General features: G+C 64.9%; 16 protein-coding genes. 9 read left to right on the top strand and 7 right to left on the bottom strand.

The features are described 5' to 3' along the window. Position 1: 1 nt before the first annotated feature. The 3 genes from AC1RJW_RS21110 to AC1RJW_RS21100 are packed head-to-tail and all read right to left on the bottom strand — an operon-like array spanning position 2 to position 4,736. On the bottom strand, positions 2–982 hold the full coding sequence (locus tag AC1RJW_RS21110; RefSeq protein ID WP_493046703.1) for a cytochrome d ubiquinol oxidase subunit II: 981 nt from the start codon (positions 980–982) through the stop codon (positions 2–4). 30 nt (positions 983–1,012) lie between these two features. Further along, the gene (locus AC1RJW_RS21105) at positions 1,013–2,410 is read right to left on the bottom strand and encodes a cytochrome ubiquinol oxidase subunit I (RefSeq protein WP_493046702.1); all 1,398 of its coding nucleotides are present in this window, start codon (positions 2,408–2,410) and stop codon (positions 1,013–1,015) included. A 13-nt stretch (positions 2,411–2,423) separates the two neighbouring features. Next, entirely contained in the window at positions 2,424–4,736 is a 2,313-nt protein-coding gene (locus AC1RJW_RS21100; protein ID WP_493046701.1) for an FdhF/YdeP family oxidoreductase, read from the bottom strand. Between the two features lie 166 nt (positions 4,737–4,902). Here AC1RJW_RS21100 and AC1RJW_RS21095 point away from each other — a divergent pair, with 166 nt between their 5' ends. Continuing rightward, a complete protein-coding gene (locus AC1RJW_RS21095) occupies positions 4,903–5,187 on the top strand; it encodes an ArsR family transcriptional regulator (protein WP_493046700.1) in 285 nt (94 codons plus the stop codon). Between the two features lie 104 nt (positions 5,188–5,291). Beyond that, entirely contained in the window at positions 5,292–6,383 is a 1,092-nt protein-coding gene (gene moaA / locus AC1RJW_RS21090) for a GTP 3',8-cyclase MoaA (protein WP_493046699.1), read from the top strand. Between the two features lie 5 nt (positions 6,384–6,388). On the opposite strand, the gene AC1RJW_RS21085 is transcribed toward moaA, so the two are convergent. Further along, a complete protein-coding gene (locus AC1RJW_RS21085; RefSeq protein ID WP_493046698.1) occupies positions 6,389–7,813 on the bottom strand; it encodes an aminotransferase-like domain-containing protein in 1,425 nt (474 codons plus the stop codon). Between the two features lie 155 nt (positions 7,814–7,968). Here AC1RJW_RS21085 and AC1RJW_RS21080 point away from each other — a divergent pair, with 155 nt between their 5' ends. The 3 genes from AC1RJW_RS21080 (at position 7,969) to msbA (ending at position 11,304) form a co-directional block, all read left to right on the top strand. Next, positions 7,969–8,931 carry a Dyp-type peroxidase gene (locus AC1RJW_RS21080; RefSeq protein WP_493046697.1) on the top strand — a complete coding sequence of 321 codons (963 nt, stop codon included), beginning with the start codon at positions 7,969–7,971 and terminating at the stop codon, positions 8,929–8,931. Between the two features lie 45 nt (positions 8,932–8,976). Next, a complete protein-coding gene (locus AC1RJW_RS21075) occupies positions 8,977–9,360 on the top strand; it encodes a hypothetical protein (RefSeq protein ID WP_326458365.1) in 384 nt (127 codons plus the stop codon). A gap of 108 nt (positions 9,361–9,468) precedes the next feature. Further along, entirely contained in the window at positions 9,469–11,304 is a 1,836-nt protein-coding gene (msbA, locus tag AC1RJW_RS21070) for a lipid A export permease/ATP-binding protein MsbA (protein ID WP_493046696.1), read from the top strand. A 4-nt stretch (positions 11,305–11,308) separates the two neighbouring features. On the opposite strand, the gene AC1RJW_RS21065 is transcribed toward msbA, so the two are convergent. Beyond that, a complete protein-coding gene (locus AC1RJW_RS21065; protein WP_493046695.1) occupies positions 11,309–11,704 on the bottom strand; it encodes a hypothetical protein in 396 nt (131 codons plus the stop codon). Positions 11,705–11,781: 77 nt separating this feature from the next. Here AC1RJW_RS21065 and AC1RJW_RS21060 point away from each other — a divergent pair, with 77 nt between their 5' ends. From AC1RJW_RS21060 to AC1RJW_RS21050, 3 genes are all read left to right on the top strand, one after another. Further along, the gene (locus tag AC1RJW_RS21060; RefSeq protein WP_493046694.1) at positions 11,782–12,915 is read left to right on the top strand and encodes a toxin-antitoxin system YwqK family antitoxin; all 1,134 of its coding nucleotides are present in this window, start codon (positions 11,782–11,784) and stop codon (positions 12,913–12,915) included. An 8-nt stretch (positions 12,916–12,923) separates the two neighbouring features. Further along, positions 12,924–13,742, top strand: coding sequence for a toxin-antitoxin system YwqK family antitoxin (locus tag AC1RJW_RS21055; protein WP_493046693.1), 819 nt, complete (start codon positions 12,924–12,926; stop codon positions 13,740–13,742). Between the two features lie 70 nt (positions 13,743–13,812). Next, on the top strand, positions 13,813–14,316 hold the full coding sequence (locus AC1RJW_RS21050; protein WP_493046692.1) for a MarR family winged helix-turn-helix transcriptional regulator: 504 nt from the start codon (positions 13,813–13,815) through the stop codon (positions 14,314–14,316). Here the strand turns inward: AC1RJW_RS21050 and AC1RJW_RS21045 are convergent. Both AC1RJW_RS21045 and AC1RJW_RS21040 read right to left on the bottom strand, forming a co-directional pair. Further along, on the bottom strand, positions 14,306–15,640 hold the full coding sequence (locus AC1RJW_RS21045; protein WP_493046691.1) for a chloride channel protein: 1,335 nt from the start codon (positions 15,638–15,640) through the stop codon (positions 14,306–14,308). The two genes, AC1RJW_RS21050 and AC1RJW_RS21045, sit on opposite strands and share 11 nt — an antisense overlap. A 77-nt stretch (positions 15,641–15,717) precedes the next feature. Next, positions 15,718–16,650 carry a LysR family transcriptional regulator gene (locus tag AC1RJW_RS21040; protein WP_493046690.1) on the bottom strand — a complete coding sequence of 311 codons (933 nt, stop codon included), beginning with the start codon at positions 16,648–16,650 and terminating at the stop codon, positions 15,718–15,720. Between the two features lie 95 nt (positions 16,651–16,745). Between AC1RJW_RS21040 and AC1RJW_RS21035 the strand changes: the two genes are divergently transcribed. Then, entirely contained in the window at positions 16,746–17,759 is a 1,014-nt protein-coding gene (locus AC1RJW_RS21035; protein WP_493046689.1) for a zinc-binding alcohol dehydrogenase family protein, read from the top strand. The last annotated feature ends 10 nt before the right edge of the window (positions 17,760–17,769 follow it).

Here is a 17,769-nt window from a genome sequence, read left to right as displayed (position 1 = left end):
ATCAATGCTTGCGGGGCACGACTTTGCCCTCGAAGACGTAATATTGGAACAGGTTGTAGCCGATCATGATCGGCAGCATGGAACCCATGCCGATCAGCATGAAGATCAGGGTCGGTTCGTCCGATGCGGCCTCCGCGATGCTCAGCTTGCCCGGCACGAGGTCCGGGAAGAAGCTGATGGCCAGGCCCGCGAACGACGCCAGGAACAGTACGATGGCGCCGCGGAACGGTCCGCGCACGCCGTTCACGTGCACGGCCCACAGGATGTAGATAAAGGCGCTGGCGGCGATGGCGGCCAGGGCCAGCAGCACGCCGAACACGCCCGGCTGCGCCCAGCGGTCGTGGCCGATGGCGCTGAAGACCATGGTGCCGGCCGACAGCACGATGGCGGCGGCGACCGTCGCCAGCACGCTGGCCGTGGCGTAGCGGCGCGCGGCCGCTTCCAGCTGGCCGCCCGTCTTCTTGATCAGATAAGTGCTGCCCAGCAGGCAATAGCCGGCCACCACGCCCAGCGCCGTGCAGGCCGTGAAGGTGCCGCTCAGCCAACCCGGCTGCAAGCCCGTGATCACTTCGCCCAGCACCACGCCCTGCGCCACGGCGGCCAGCAGGCTGCCCACACCGAAGATCATGTCCCACAGGCGCTTGTTGCCGGCCGCATGGCGGAACTCGATCGAGGCGCCGCGCATGATCAGGCTGGCGATCAGCAGCATGATGGGAATGTACAGCCCTTCCAGCAGGGTGGCGTAGGCGCTGGGAAAGGCGCCGAACAGGGCGCCGCCCACCACCACCAGCCAGGTTTCATTGGCGTCCCACACGTGCTCGATCGACTGGAAGATCAGGTTGCGTTCCTGCTCGCGGCGGGTGAACAGGCTGAGGATGCCCACGCCCAGGTCGAAGCCGTCCGTGACCACGTAAAACACCAGCATCAGGCCGATCAGGCCGAACCAGGCATTGCCCAGCATGGCATGCGAATTCATATCCATTACAAACTCCTTGATTGATGGGGGCGCATTTCAGTGCGGGACTTTCAGCAGGGCACCCATGGGCTGCACGGCGTCCGGCGGCAGCAGCGCCACGTCCGGGCCTTGCTGCAGCCATTTCCTGGCGAACACGAAGAAAGTGAGGAACAGCACGATGTAAAACACGAAGAACATCAGCATGCTGCCGGCCACGGCATGGGCCGCCACGTCGGAGACGGCGTCGCGCGTGCGCAGCAAGCCGTATACGACCCATGGCTGGCGTCCCACTTCGCGCACGATCCAGCCGCACTCGACGGCGATGTAGGGCAGCGGTATCGTCAGCACCCAGGCCAGCAGCAGCTTGCGGTTGCGCACGAACTCCTGCACCCGGCCGCCCACCTTGCGCCAGGCCACGAAGGTCCAGAACGCCAGCAGCACGAACCACATGCCGATGCCGGCCATGGCACGGAACGCGTAGTACAGCAGCGGCAGCATGGGCGGCTGGTCTGCGCGGGCGATGTCGGCCAGGCCCGTGATCTTGCCCGTGGCGCTATGCGTGGCAATCACGCTGAGCATGCCGGGCACTTCAAGCGACCAGTCATTCTTTTGTTCCGCCTGGTTGGGCCAGGCCAGCAGGGACCAGGCAGCGCCTTCGCCATCGCGGTTTGTGTGCCAGTGGCCTTCGATGGCCGCGCCCTTGGCTGGCTGGCTCTTGAAGACGTCGACGCCGCTGGAGTCGCCCAGCCACACTTGCAACGGTGCGATGACCAGCAGCAGCATCAGCGCCAGCTTGAACGAGCGGGCGAAGAAGGCCGGTTCGCGGCGCTTGAACATATACCAGGCGGAAATGCCGGCGATGACGATCAAGCCCGTTTCCACGGCGGCTACCCACATGTGTCCCACGGCCCAGGCCATGTCGGGATTGAAGATGGCGGCCACGTAGTCGGTGACGATGATCTTGCCGTCAAGCACGCGCACGCCGGCCGGCGTCTGCATCCAGGAATTGGCGACCATGATCCAGAACGAGGAAATGCTGGAGCCGAGCGCCACCATGCCGGTGGCAAACAGGTGCACGCCCTTCGGTACGCGGCCCCAGCCGAACATCATGACGCCGATGAAGCCCGCTTCCAGCATGAAGGCCATGGCGCCCTCGAAACCGAGGATGTTGCCGATGAACTGGCCCGAATGGTGCGAGAACGGTGCCCAGTTGGTACCGAACTGGAATTCCAGGGGAATCCCGCTGACGACGCCCACGGCGAAGTTGAGCACCAGCAACTTGCTCCAGAAGCGCGCGTGGCGGTAGTAGACGGGGTCGCTGGTGCGCAGCCACAGCGCCTCGACGACGAACAGGAACAGCGACAGGCTGATCGTCAAGATGGGCCACAGGATGTGGAAGATGGCCGTCATCGCAAATTGCGCGCGCGACAGGTCCAGGGTATCGAAACCGAACATGGCGTTCTCCTGATCAACTGAGGGCGGCCGAAGGCGCCAGCAGCACGGGGATGGATTTGAAGGTCGGCGTGCGCGAGCCTTCGCCCACGCTGTCGAGCGGCACCAGCGGATTGGTTTCCGGGTAGTACGCGCCGATGCAGCCGCGCGGAATGTCGTACTCGACCAGCAGGAAGCGGTCGGCGCGGCGTTCGATGCCGTCATGCCATACGCCGATCAGGTCGACCCAGTCGCCGGCCGCAAAACCCAGCATGGCCAGGTCGTCCTTGTTGATGAAGACGACGCGGCGCTGGCCGAACACGCCGCGGTAGCGGTCGTCCATGGCGTAGATCGTCGTGTTGTACTGGTCGTGCGAACGCGTCGTCATCAGCACCATCAGGCGCTCGCCGTATTGCTGGCGGGCGCGGTGGATGGGCGTATCGCGTTCCACGGCGTTGACGAGGAATTGCGCCTTGCCGCTTGCCGTCTTCCACACCCTTTCGCGCGAGGCAATTTCCAGGTGGAAACCGCCCGGTTTGGCCACGCGCAAGTTGTAGTCGAAAAAGTCGTCGAATACTTGCTCGATGGAATCGCGCAGCAGCGCATAATTGCCGGAATAGCGCAGCCAGTCGATCTTCTCGCTGCCCAGTGTCGCCTGCGCCATGCCGGCCACGATGGCGATTTCCGAGCGCAGGTTGGGCGAGGCGGGCTGGTTCATGCCGAACGAGATGTGCACCATGCTCATCGAGTCTTCCACCGTCACGCCTTGCGCCACGCCTTGCTGCACGTCGATTTCCGTGCGGCCCAGGGTGGGCAGGATCAGCGCATCCTTGCCGTGCACGAGATGGCTGCGGTTGAGCTTGGTGGCGATGTGGACCGTCAGGTCGCACGAGCGCAGCGCGTCCCAGGTGCGCGGCGTGTCCGGCGTGGCCATCGAGAAATTGCCACCGAGCGCGACAAACACTTTCACCTTTTTCTCCAGCATGGCCTCGATGGTGCCGACGGCGTCGTAGCCGTGGTGGCGCGGCGGTTCAAAACCGAATACCAGGCCCAGGCGGTCGAGGAATTCCTTGGTCGGCTGTTCCTCGATGCCCATGGTGCGGTCGCCCTGCACGTTCGAGTGGCCGCGCACGGGGCACAGGCCCGCGCCGCGCTTGCCGATATTGCCGCGCATCATCATCAAGTTCGACAGGATCTGCACGGTGGCCAGCGAATTCTTGTGCTGCGTCACGCCCATGCCCCAGGTCGCGATGACGGCCTTGCCCTTCACGTAGATCTGCGTGAGTTCCTCGATCTTGTCGCGCGCCACGCCCGATTCGGCCAGCAGCAAGTCCCAGCTTTCCGCGCGCAGGTCGGCGGCGAAGGCGTCGAAGCCGCTCGTGTGCTCGGCGATGAAGGCGCAGTCGAGCACGCGCTCCTGGCCATGGGCGATGGCGTCGTCATCGAGCTCGACGACGCGCTTGGCCATGGCCTTGATCAGCGCGAAGTCGCCGCCCAGGGTGGGGCAGATGAACAGCGAACAGATGTTCGTGCTGCCGCCCGTCAGCATTTCCAGCGGATGCTGCGGGCTGGTGAAACGCTCCAGGCCCCGTTCGTGCAGCGGGTTGATGGAAACGATGGTGGCGCCGCGGCGCGACGCTTCGCGCAATTCGCCCAGCATGCGCGGGTGGTTGGTGGCGGGGTTCTGGCCGAACAGCAGCAGGGTGTCCGCATGCTCGAAGTCGTCGAGCAGCACCGTGCCCTTGCCGATACCCACCGTTTCCGGCAAGCCGCGGCTGGTCGCTTCGTGGCACAGGTTGGAACAGTCGGGGAAGTTATTCGTGCCATAGGCGCGCACGAACAGCTGGTACAGGAAAGCCGCCTCGTTGCTGGCGCGGCCCGATGTGTAGAAGGCGGCCTGGTTCGGGTCGTCCAGCGCGTGCAAATGGTGCGCCACGAGGGCAAACGCGTCGTCCCAGGCTATCGCCTGGTATTTGTCGCTGGCAGCGTCGTACACCATGGGGTCCGTCAGGCGGCCATGTTGTTCCAGATCATAGTCCGACTGTTCCATCAATTCCGTGACCGTGTGTTCCTGGAAAAACTCGGGACGCACGCGCTTGCTCGTCGATTCGGCAGCCACGGCCTTGACGCCGTTTTCGCAGAATTCGAACGTCGACGCGTGTTCGCGGTCGGGCCAGGCGCAGCCGGGGCAGTCGAAGCCGTCGGGCTGGTTTTGCTCGAACAGCGAGCGGTAATTGCCTGCGCTGACTTTTTCCTTGAACAGGTTGATGGCCACGTATTTGAGGGCACCCCAGCCGGCCGCGGCATGGGTGTAGGGCGCGATGCGCGCGTCGGACTTTGGCTTGCTCATGATGACTCTCCTGGTGATATGCGATGGGACAATCACATGGTAGGGGCGGCGGACCGCCCCGTAGGCGCACAGTTCCGGACAAAAAAACAGAGTACAGATGGCAAGATGACGATGCCGGTCGCGCCGGCGCCGGCCGTGATTTATGATGTGGACAAGGAGAAAAAACATGCATAAGGAAGACAAGGACGACGGAGTCGACGCGGCGCTGATAGCCCTGCTGGCGCTGCTGTGGGAGGCGCGCCAGGAAGCGTCCGATAAACCGTGGTCGCTGGCCAAGCTGGCCAAGCGGGCAGGGGTACAGATGAGTACGTTGTTGCGCCAGCTCAATGCGCTGTCCAGCGCGCAACTGGTGAGCGTGACGACGGCGGAGAGCGGCGGCGGCAGCGCGCTGCTCACCGCGGCGGGTGCCGAGCTGTGCGCCAGCGTGTTCGCGCCGCCGCCGGCAGAGTAAAGCCGCATCTGTACTCTATCGGCTGGCGCCGGACTGTACCTCCTTGCGACCTGCCTTCGGGCTTATGCTGGACCCTGACGAATGCACATCAAGGGGGAAGCACAATGAATACCATCCTGTATCCGCAGCCAGCGCTCCGGCAGCCAGACTATCTTGAGCCCTGCGTGGACATGCTGGGCCGCCCCCTGACGGACTTGCGCATTTCCGTCATCGACCAGTGCAACTTCCGCTGTACCTATTGCATGCCGGCCGAACTGTACCCCAGCGATTACCCGTTCCTGCCATCGAGCGAGCGCCTGTCCTTCGAGCAGATCGAAACGATGGCGCGCGCCTTCGTGCGCCTGGGCGTGGACAAGATCCGCATCACGGGCGGCGAACCGCTGCTGCGCAAGAACCTGGAACGGCTGATCGAGATGCTGGCGCGGCTCACCACGCCGGACGGGCGCGCCGTGAGCATCGCGCTGACGACGAATGGCAGCTTGCTGGCGGCCAAGGCGCGCTCGCTGAAGGAGGCGGGCCTGGACCGGGTCACCGTCAGCCTCGACAGTCTGGACAACGGCATCTTCCAGCGCATGAACGGCGTCGACTTTCCCGTCGAGAAAGTGCTGCACGGGATTGAGGTAGCGCAAGCCGTCGGCTTGAACCCCGTGAAGGTCAACATGGTCGTGCAGAAAGGCGTCAACGATAGCCAGATCGTGCCGCTGGCGCGCCATTTCCGCCACACGGGCGTGATCCTGCGCCTGATCGAATTCATGGACGTGGGCGGCATCGGCGCCTGGTCGCGCACGCACGTCGTCACGTCGGAGGCGGCGCGCGCGCTGATCGCCGCCGAATTCCCTCTCGTATCGCTGGGCGAAGGCAAGCCGATCTCGCACGAGACGGCCAGCCGCTACAGTTATCTCGATGGCGGCGGCGAAGTGGGCTTCATTTCCAGCGTGTCGCAGCCGTTCTGCGGCGACTGCAGCAGGGTGCGCGTGTCGTCGGATGGCAAGCTGTTTACCTGCCTGTTCGCCCAGGACGGCCTCGACCTGCGGCCCCACCTTGATCTTGCGCAAGGCGCGCAAGGGCTGGAAACCGTGTTGCGCCGGCACTGGCAGCGCCGTGGCGACCGCTACTCGGAAGTGCGCGGCGCGCTCGCCCAGGTAGGCGGGCGCAAGCAGTATCCCACCGTGCGCATGTCGCTGGTAGGCGGGTGAATGGTCTACAGGAATTCGGTGATAAGTTTGCCGAGCAAAATAATGGCTTGCTCGACGTCCACGCTCCACGGATAGCTGTAGTTGAGGCGGATGCAATGCCTGTAGGCCTGGCTGACGGAAAACATGCGTCCCGGGCCCACCGTGATCTTGCATTCCAGTGCGCGCCGGTACAGTTGCATGGAGTCCACGTTGCCCGGCAGTTCCACCCACAGCACGTAGCCGCCCTGCGGTTGCGAGACTTTGGTGCCAGCAGGAAAAAAGCGCAGCACGGCGGCGGCCATGATGCGCGCCTGCTGGGCATAGGCCTTGCGGGTGCGGCGCAGATGCTGTTCGTAGCCATCGTTTTGCAGGTATTCGGCGATGGCCAGTTGCGGGAACGACGAGGTGGTCAGCGTGTTGAGGAATTTGAGTTCCTCCACCTTGCTGCGGTAGCGTCCGGCCAGGGCCCAGCCCACGCGCTGGGCGGCGCTGAGGCTCTTGGAAAACGAGGAACAGTGCAGCACCAGGCCCTTGCGGTCGCAGGACTTGAGCGAGGACGGGTGGGCGTCGCCGTAATACAGTTCGTTGTAGACGCCGTTTTCGATGGCGGGCACGTCGTGCTGCTCCAGCAGCTGGACCAGGGCCCGCTTGCGCTGGTCCGACATCTGGAAACCCAGCGGATTCTGGAAGTTCGGCATCACCATGACGGCAGCGATCGGTTGCCGGGCCATGATGTCGGCCAGCGCTTCGATGCTGATGCCGTCGTACGGATCGGTGGAAACCTCGACTACCTTCATGCCCAGCCGCTCGACGGCCAGCAGCATGGCATAGAAGGTGGGTGATTCGACGGCGATGGTGTCGCCCGGTTTGGCCACCGCTTGCAGGCACAGGTTGATGGCTTCCGTGGCGCCCACGGTGACGATGATTTCGTCGGGATCGACGGCCAGGCCGTTTTCCAGGTAGCGGCGGGCGATTTCGCGTATCAGTTGCGGGTTGCCTGGCGGCAGGTCGTCCGTCACGCTCCAGTCGCGGTTGCGGCGCGCCACGGCGCTCGCGTACTGGTTGATGCGTTCCCACGGAAACAGCGCGGGATCGGGGTAGGGCGAGCCCAGCGGGATGGCGTCGTGCAAGCCGATCGAGCGCAGGGTCGACAGCACCAGGCGGCTGACGTGCACTTCGGCCGGCACGGTGCTCGGCTGGGAGGCCTGCATGCACAGGTCGGCCGGCTGCGCATCGCCGTCGGCGCGGGGCCGCACGAAGTAGCCGGACTGGGGCCTACTTTCGATCACGCCCATGCTTTCCAGCTTGACGTAGGCGCGCAGCACCGTGGTGATGCTCAGCTTGTGCTGCTGGCTGGTCTGGCGTACGGACGGGATGCGTTCCCCGGGCAGGAGCACGCCCTGGGCCACCAGTTGCTCGATGTCGCCGACGAGCTTTTCATACAATTTCATTGGTATCCATTCTTGATTCTTGCTCTACGTCATTGCATTATCGTCCAATTCATGACGACCTATAGTTACAGATATCGCATGTTGCCTAAATGAAACTGCCATCCGGCACTTCTGGTTTAAGATTCACCTGGAAAACGAAAAAAGGAATATTGGTCATGGCAATTCCACAAAGCATGCTGTCTGTCGTCGCGCGCGACGAAGTGCATTTGCAGTTCAATGTGAAGGCCGGCGTTGAACCGGAGCAGCTGTTCAGGGTGTTGGGCAAACTGTGGGAATCCGGGGTCACGGGCATCTTGGACCCCACCCTGAACCGCCACCACCAGTTGACGGGCGGCACGGCCAATGTGGTGCTGGGATTCAAGCCCGAACTGTGGCGCGCAGCCTGTCCGGACGGCGTGCCGGACAACATGACATCGTTCGCGCACGACCTGGTGGGCGCCAACGGCAAGACGGCGCCCGCCACCCAGCACGATTTCTGGGTCTGGATCACGCAGTCGAACGCGGCCACCCTGTACGACAGCATGCGCACGACGCTCACCTTGCTGAGCCCCTGCGCCGAGCTGGCCAGCGAGCAGGTGTGTTTTCCGTATCACAATAACGTGACCTTCGACGGCTTTGCCGACGGCGTCGCCAACCCGAATCCGTTCCGCGCGAATGGCGTGGCCATCATTCCCGATGGCGAGGCGGGCGCGGGCGGCTCCACCGTGCTGCTGCAGAAATGGCGCATGGACGTGGAGCGCCTGCGCGCCTTGCCCGTGCACGCGGCGGAGCAGGTGTGGGGCCGCACCAAGGCCGGCAGCCACGAATTGTCGCCGCTGCCCGTCGATTCCCACGTGGGCCGCAACCAGTTTATCCGCGATGGCGAGGAAGTCGATATCGTGCGCCGCAATGCCAATTACGCCAATGCGACCGAGGCGGGCGTCATGTTTGTCGGTTTCTGCAAGGACATCACCGTGACCATGGGCATGCTGCGGCAAATGTACGGCGTAGGCTATGATGGCGTCACTCAGACGGACAGGCTGCTGGATTTTTCCACGGCGCTGTCGTCGGCGATCTATTTCGTGCCCAGCATCGACGCCTTGCTGGCCGTGGGTATTTCGCCGGCGGATCCCGGCTAAGGGCCGCCCCGGCGGTCCCTATTTTTACTTAACTAGGAGTTTTCCATGCGTATTCGTCCCGCCACACTGCTGTCCACCCTGATACTGGGCAGCGTCGTCTTCAGCGCTTCCGCTTCCGCCGTCGGCCTGGGTTTCCTGGCAGATACGCCGATGGCTTACCTGAACAAGAACGACAAGCCCGTCTTCGTGAAAGCCGTCACGGATGTGCTGAATGACAAGAAAGATGGCGAAACCGTGCAATGGAGCAATGAAGGCTTGCGCAATTCCGTGCGCATCGCCGCCGACATCACGGCCAGCGATACGGAAAAGACGGATGCGCAAACCTGCCGCAAGGTACAGGTGGGCTTGAACGCCAAGGGCCAGGAACAGACCCTCAAGCTGAAAGTCTGCAAGGCTGGCACGGCCGCGTGGAAAGTGGCGAAGAGCTGATCGCCCGCGCTTTCCCTTGCCGGTCCTGCGCCGGCAAGGTGACGACTTTCTCATAGGTAAGTCTGGCAGCGGTTAGAATCACGCTTTATCCTCACTTTCGTCACCTGCATGCAGCAAAGTCGCCTCCTGTTCTTCCGCCTGGCCGGCCAGTTTCGCCGCTATGGCGCCATCGTTGCCGCCACCTTGCTGGCCGTCGGCGTGGCGTCCGCCACCGATGTGTTGTTAATCCGCCAGTTGCAAAACGTCGTCGACGCCATGCGCGCGACGGCCAGCACGCAGGTCGCGCCCGTGTCCGGCGTCATGGGCATGCTGCAGGGCTGGGTTGACCGTTTCCTGCCGGCACAGGCAGGGCAGGTGGACTTGTGGGTGATTCCCGCCACCATCCTGGGCCTGGCCGTGCTGCGCATGGTGTCCAGCTTTGCCGGCGATTACGGTTCCGTCTGGCTATCGAGCCGCGTGCAGGCCGATTTGCGCGAAAAGATGTTCGCCACCATCATGCGCCTGCCCAGCCGCTTCTTCGATACCACCACCACCAGCCTGACGCAGTCGCGCGTGGCCTTCGACGCCAGCCAGGTGTCGCAGGCGGGCTTGAACGTGCTCAACGTGATGGTGCGCGATTCCGTCGCCACCATCGGCTACCTGGTCCTGCTGTTCAGCATCGACGTGAAACTGGCCCTGTTCTGCATGGCGTCGATGCCCATCGTCGCCATCGTCGTGACCCTGGCGGGCCGCCGCATGCGTCACCTGAGCAAGAGCTCGCAGCAAGCCGTGGGCGAGCTGACGTCCGTGCTGGACGAAAGCATCGGCGGCCAGCGCGTGGTGAAAATCTTCGGCGGGCAAGACTATGAACAGGCGCGTTTCGTCGACGTCGTCAAGCGCAACCGCCAGCTGGCCGTCAAGCATGCGGCCACCTCGGCCATGAATTCCGGCTTCATCATGATGCTCGTCGGTATCACCCTGTCGTCCGTGATCTATTTCGCCATGCTGCGCGCGCAAAGCGGCGCCATCACGCCGGGCGCCTTCGTTGCCTTCATGGGCGCGCTGATGGCCATGCAGTCGCCGATCAAGAATTTGACCAAGATCAATGAGCCGCTGCAGCGGGGCCTGGCGGCGGCCGAGTCCGTGTTTGGCCTGATCGACACGCCACTGGAACCGGACCCGGGCACCATCGCCCCGGCGGCCGTGCAGGGCAATCTGTCTCTGCAGAACGTCAACTTCCGTTACAACAGCGACGATCCCGATGCGCCCACCGCCTTGAGCGATATCACGCTCGACATCCGCGCCGGCGAAACGGTGGCCCTGGTGGGCGGCTCCGGCGGCGGCAAGACGACCTTGCTGGGCTTGCTGCCGCGTTTCTATGACGTCAGCGGCGGCCGGATACTGCTCGACGGCGTCGACGTGCGGGACTACGCCTTGCTGGCCCTGCGGCGCCAGTTTGCCCTCGTCAGCCAGGACGTGATCCTGTTCAACGACACGATGGCGGCGAATATCGCGTATGGCGACCCGGCCCCGGACCAGGACAGAATCGAAGCGTCGGCGCGCGCCGCCTATGCCCACGATTTCATCATGCAGTTGCCGCAGGGTTACGAAACACAGGCGGGGCAGAACGGTTCGCGCCTGTCGGGCGGGCAACGCCAGCGCCTGGCCATCGCGCGCGCGCTGTACAAGGATGCGCCGATCCTGCTGCTCGATGAAGCCACCAGCGCGCTGGACACGGAGTCGGAGCGCTCCGTGCAGGCGGCGCTGGAAGTGCTGATGCGCAACCGCACCACCATCGTCATCGCCCACCGCTTATCCACCATCGAAAGCGCCGACCGCATCGTCGTCATGCAGGGCGGCCGCCTGGTGGAGTCGGGCAGCCATGCCGCCTTGCTGCAGCAGGGCGGCGCGTATGCACGGCTGCATGCGAGCCAGTTGTCGCCCGTCAAGGATGGCGCGGCCTAGACCCTTAGAACACGTGAATTTCCTGTAATACCAGCCTGGCGCCCTCCACGCGAAAGGTGGCAGTCAGATCCGACCAAACGCCGTTCAGGGGCAGGGAATGGCGCGCTTCGGCGCTCACCATGCCGCCATCCTGGCCGTCCGGGCGTTCGACGCAGCGCTCGTGCGGCGTGCCGCTGGCCTGCGCCGCCGGGGTGACCCGGTAGACCCGGCCATCCGCATACGGCTGCGGCGAACCATAGCCTTCGATCACGGCGCGCAGCAGCGCCGGCGTCCAGCCGTAGTACGCGTCGTGCGCCGTGCGAGCATGGGCGCACGCATAATCGCTGCGCGCGAGGTCGGCGATCCAGGCATCGATGATGTCCAGTATCTGGGTGTCGCTCGGGGCGGCTGGCAAGTGCATGGCTTTCTTTCGTGACGGGGGAAAACGTTGCTTTCCATTATGATGGCAGCCGCACAATATCATCGCAACGGAACACAATGCACACACCACAGACGACGCGCGCGGCACTGGCCGCACTGTTGGGCATGGCCCTGGCCTTGCCGCTGGCGGCACAGGAACAGCCGGCGGCGCAGTCGCCAACGCCAGCGCCAACCTTGCAGGAGGAAGACCACACCATGTATCTGGATGAAAATTTCATGCCGAGCAACCAGCGCCGCGCCGCGTATGCGCTGCGCACGCCGCCCGTGCGCGACGAGGCGCTGGGCGCCTGGCATGTGCGGCTCGAATTTCCCGACACGCCGGGCGTGCTGGCCTTTGAAACCTATGCCACGGACCTGGACCTGAGCCAGATCAAGTTCGTGCGTTTTCGCAAGTACTACTACGAAAATGGCCAGCTGCTGCGCGAAACCTACTTCAATACCCAGGGCGAGGAGTTGCTGGGCGGCTGCGTGTACTTCGAGAATGGCCAGGTCAAGCAGAAGGTGACGGCGCTGCCGAACGGGCGCGACAGCATCTCGGAAACGTATCACGAGAACGGCCAGCTGATGAGCCGCACGCTGTACCACGGCGACGAGATGGCCGATGGCGAGCACGTGTCGTATGGCGCGAATGGCGCCGTCAGCAACCGCTCGTATCGGCGCAATGGCCAGATGGATGGCCTGGAGGAATCGTTTTATCCGGATGGCAAGCTGTTCCGAAGGGGACGGCACGTCGATGGCCAGCGCGAGGGCGAGTTTGTCATGCTTGCCGAGGATGGCAAGGTGCTGGCCAGGACCGTCTGGGTGCACGGCCAGCCCGACGGCTGGTCGTTTGAAAGCCATGGCAATGGCGTCGTGTCGAACAAGACGCTGTACCGGAAAGGCGCCGTGCTCAGCTTGCAAACGTGGGGGCCGAATGGCCGGCCCAATTTTGCGTGGCAGAAAGACGCGCAGGGGCGCGACCATGGCGATACGACCGATTGGCATGCCAACGGCGTGCGCGCCAGCGTGACGCCGTTTGTCGAAGGACAGCGCCACGGCTTGCTGCAGACCTGGTACAGCGATGGCAGCCTGCGGCAGATCGTGCCGTATGAACACGGCAAGAAGCACGGCATCGAGCGCCAGTGGGACAAGGCCGGCAAGCTGGTGCTGGAACAGACGTGGCACGATGGACAGCCCGTGGCGGCGCAGTAGGGGGGCGCATGCGGCATGCCCAGAAAATGCGCCTGGCGCTGGTGGCAGTGCTTATGACGGTGCTGCCGCTGGCGGCGCAGGCGCAGGCGCCGGCTGGCGGCACGTCGTTCTATGACAACGGCCAGCTCCAGCAAAAAGTGACCGTGCTGCCGAACGGGCGCGACCGTATTGTCGAGACGTACCACGAGAATGGCCAGCTGATGAACCGCATCCGCTACCACGGCCGGCAGATGGCCGATGGCGAGTATGTGTCGTACGGGCCGAATGGCAAGGTGAGCAGCCGCGCCTTCCTGAAGGGCGGCAGGATGCATGGGCTGCAGCAATTGTTTTATCCCGACGGCAAGCTGTTCCAGCGCAGCCATTTCATCCATGACAGGCTCGATGGCGAGGCCGTCACCCTGGCGCCGGACGGCAAGGTACTCGCCAGCACGACGTGGCGCCATGGCGAGCCGGACGGCTGGTCGTTCGACAGCCATGACAATGGTCAACTGGCGCAGAGAGCGCTGTACCGCAAGGGCAAGCTGCTGAGCATGCAAAAGTGGGGCAGCAATGGCCAGCCGACCGTTGCCTGGCAGCAGGATGCCCAAGGGCGCGAGCAGGGCGACCTGATGGAGTGGCACGATAACGGCGTGCGCGCCAGTGTCACGCCCATGCGTGACGGCCAGCGCCATGGCTTGCTGCAGACCTGGTACGCGAACGGCAGCCCGCAGCAGGTCGTGCCGTATGAACATGACAAGAAACAGGGCATCGAGCGCCAGTGGGACCCGGCTGGCAAGCTGGTGCTGGAACAGGCTTGGCAAGCTGGAGAGCCAGTCCCCATGCGCTAGGAATCCACCCGCTTTTGCAGGTATCATGCAGGGATTCCGGCCCGCCAGCAGGCGCGCAGCCGGCAGGATAATGGAGGCAATGGTGGTGGAAGCGGAAGTCTCGGCGGTAGCCCGGGCGCAGGGCATGGCCTTGCAAAACATGCGCGTCGTCATGCGCGCGGCGCAGCGGCACTCGGCGCAGATCGAGAAGCAATGCGGCGTGTCGGGTGCGCAACTGTGGGTGATGCAGGAATTGCTGGAGCGGCCGGGCCTGCGCATGGGCGAGCTGGCCGGCAAGATGTCGATACACCAGACGACGGCCAGCAACCTGGTCGAGGCGCTGGTGAAAAAAACCTATGTGCGCAAGGCGCGCGACCAGCCCGACCAGCGCGTCGTCACCCTGACCCTGACGGCGGAAGGGCAAGCCGTGATCGCCGGCGCGCCGCAGCCGGCGCGCGGCTTGCTGCCCAGCGCGCTGGCCCAGCTGGACCCTGACAGCCTGGCGCACCTGAACCAGGGCTTGAACGCCTTGCTGGCCGTCGTCGCCCCCGATGACAGGCAAGCGGGCATGCAGCCGTTTCCGTTTACGATGTAAGGTCCCGGCCCGCCTGCGGCAGCCGTTGCAGCTGCAGCTGCGCCAGCGCCCCGTACAGCGGCTCGCTGAGCACGCGCGACACGGTGCTGGCCACTACGGCGCAGGCCATCAGGCTCAGCACCATGCCGTGGCCATCGACCATTTCCATGACAATGATAAACGCCGTCAGCGGCGCCTGCGTGGCGGCGGCCAGGAAGCCCACCATGCCCAGCGCGATCAGGGCGGGCGCGTGCGGATAGTGCAGCAATTGCGCAATGTCATGCCCGATGCCGGCGCCGATGGCCAGGGACGGTGCAAAGATGCCGGCCGGCACGCCCGACCACACGGTCAGCCACGTCGCCACATATTTGAAGGCAACAAAGGCGGGTGCCACATCGGACGAGCCTTCGAGCATGGCGCGCGTCGCCACGGTGCCGCTGCCGAACGTGGCGCCGTGGCTGGCGATGCCGATGGCCGCCACCAGCAAACCGCAGACGGCGGCGAACAGCACGGGCCGGCCTGTTCGCCACGCGGACAATTTTCCCAGCGGATTGCCCCGGGCGGATGCCAATAGCAGCAGGGCGAACAGGCCGCCGGCCACGCCCGCTACCAACGTGACCAGTAAACCTGGCAGGGCCAGCGCCAGGCCGATGGGGCCGGGATGGATGATGCCGAAGTGGGTGGCGTTGCCGTGGATGGAGACGGCCATCATGCCGGCCAGCACGATGCCGGCGACAATCAAGCCGCTGTTGCGCTGCTCGGGCGAGCGCGACAATTCTTCGATGGCGAACATGACGCCCGCCAGCGGCGTGTTGAAGGCGGCCGCGATGCCGGCCGCGCCGCCCGCCACCAGCAGCGAATGGGCGCTCACCTGCGAGTGGCGGGGCAGCCAGCGCCGCGCGGCCAGCATCACGCCGGCGGCGATCTGCACGGACGGCCCTTCGCGCCCCAGCGAGAGTCCGCCCAGCAAGCCGCCCGCCGTCAGGACTATCTTCGCGGCACTGAGTTTCAGGGAGACGAACAAGGAGCGCTGTTCCGGCGCCACGGCCGGGTCCAGCGTCGCCATCACTTGCGGGATGCCGGAACCGGCCGCGCCCATGGCGTAGCGGCGCGTCAGCCAGACGAGCAGGGCGGCGCAGGCCGGCGTCCACAGCAGGGCGAACCACCAGGCCTTGCCGTTAAAAAAGAGAAAACAATCGAGCGCTGTTTCCGCCAGCCACGTAAAGCCCACGACGACGAGGCCCGCGACGGCGGCCATGCCGACGACGACGGCGCGCGACCACCACAGGCGCGGGTTGGCGAATTCATGCTTGAAGGCAGAGGGGATGTCGTGCAAGTGCTTCATTGCGGCAAGTCCTGGAAGGGGCGCGCAGGGCGTCGGGGAGGCTTGCCATTATAAAGCTATATTTGTCCAAATGTATTTCACCGCATCGATCTGTGGGCGGCTGGCAACAGAAGGTCTGTTCCGGCCAGGAAATCGACGAGGGCCCGCACTTTCGGCGCCAGGTGCGGCCCGGACGGCCACAGCAACCAGCAGCCGTGGGCCGGATGGCTATCGATCGCGTAGTCGTCCAACACTTCGACCAGGCTGCCGTCGGCGATGGCGCCGCGCACATGAAAGTCGGGCAGCCAGGCGATGCCCAGGCCTTGCCGCGCGAAGTGCAGCCGTGCCTCCACGTTGTTGCACACCATCGACAGGGGCAGCTCCGGCGCAGTGTCGCCATCGTCCTGGCGCAGTTGCCACGGTTCGATCTTGCCGCTGTGGCGGAAGCGGTAATGCAGGCAGGCGTGTTGTTGCAGATCAAGGGGGTGCCGCGGCGTGCCATGGCGCGCCAGGTAGGCCGGCGAGGCCACGAGGCAGGAGCGGAACTGGCCCAGCTTGCGGGCGGCCAGGCGCGAATCGCGCGGCGCGCCGATGCGGATGACGGCGTCGAAGCCATCGCCGACGACATCGGCCAGCGCGTCGGAAAAGTCCAGGTCCAGGGCGATGGCGGGATGCAGCTGGGCAAAATCGGCCAGCGCGGGCAGGAACAGGCCACCCAGTTCCGGCAAGCCCAGGCGCAGACGGCCGTGCGGCGCCAAGTTGCCTGCCAGTTCCTCCTGCGCCGCCTGCATTTCCGCCAGGATGCGTTCGCTGCGCGCAAGAAACAGCTTGCCTTCCGCCGTCAGGCTCAGCTGGCGCGTGCTGCGCTGGAACAGGCGCGCGCCGAGCCGCTGCTCGAGCCGCGCCAGGCTCTTGCTGACGGCCGACGGTGAAATGCCGGCCTGGCGCGCGGCCGCGACAAAGCTGCCCGCTTTGGCCAGTTGCACGAACAGGGCCACGCCGGAGAGATTATCGGTATGCTGGTTTTGCATGATTCATGACAGTTTGGTCAGTAGTGAAACGCATTGAAGCATATTTTTCTTTGCCACGTGGTTGCTTACCATGCAGATTTAGCTGGGAGCATGCAATGAAGATGATCGGTTTCAACAAGGGCAGCAGCGCGGACGACGTACATGGCTTGTTCGACATGACGGGGGCGATGCCCGTGCCCGGCCCGCGCGACGTGCTGGTGCAGGTGCGCGCCGTGGGCGTCAATCCGCTCGACACCAAGGTGCGCGCGGGGCGCGTCGCCGTGCCGGAAGCCGTCACGACCCTGGGCTGGGATGCGGCCGGCATCGTGCACGCGGTGGGCAGCGCAGTGACATTGTTTGCGCCGGGACAAGCCGTGTATTACGCGGGCTCGTTCGACCGCGCGGGGGCGAATGCTGAATATCAGCTGGTCGATGAGCGCATCGCGGCGCGCATGCCGGCGAGCCTGGATTTCGCGCAGGCGGCCGGCGTGCCGCTGGCGGCGCTGACGGCGTGGCAGCTGCTGTTCGAGCGCTTTGCGATCACGCCCGGCGACCGCCAGGAGCGGGGCAGCCTGCTGGTGCTGGGCGGCGCGGGCGGCGTGGGCTCGATGCTGATCCAGCTGGCGCGCCAGCTGACGGGTTGTATTGTGATCGCCACGGCCTCGCGCGAAGACAGCGCGGACTGGTGCCGCGCCATGGGCGCGCACCACGTGATCGACCACGCGCTGCCCATGCCGGAGCAGGTGGCGGCATTGAAAGTGGCCCCGGTCACACATATCGCCGCGCTGTCGCACACGGCGCGCCACGTCGCGGCCTTGACGCAGATCATCGCGCCGCACGGCAAGCTGGCCGTCATCGACGACCATGATGGCTTCGACGCGGCGCCGCTGAAGGGGAAAAGCGTGTCGCTGCACTGGGAAATGGTGTTTACGCGGCCTTTGTACGCGACCGACGACATGCTCGAGCAACACCGCATCCTGAACCGCGTGGCGCGGCTGCTGGACGAGGGCGTGCTGCGCCATACGGTGCGGCAGCAGTTGTCGCCGCTGGACGCGGCTGCCGTGCGGCGCGCGCATGCGCTGCTGGAGCAGGGCGGGCAGCCGGGCAAGATCGTCGTCAGCGCCGAATAGGGGCCGGCGC

It is taken from the genome of Janthinobacterium sp. GW822-FHT07A03 (assembly GCF_058798815.1).
The sequence above is the reverse complement of the archived record's forward strand: the minus strand, read 5'-3'. Positions and strand labels throughout refer to the sequence as shown.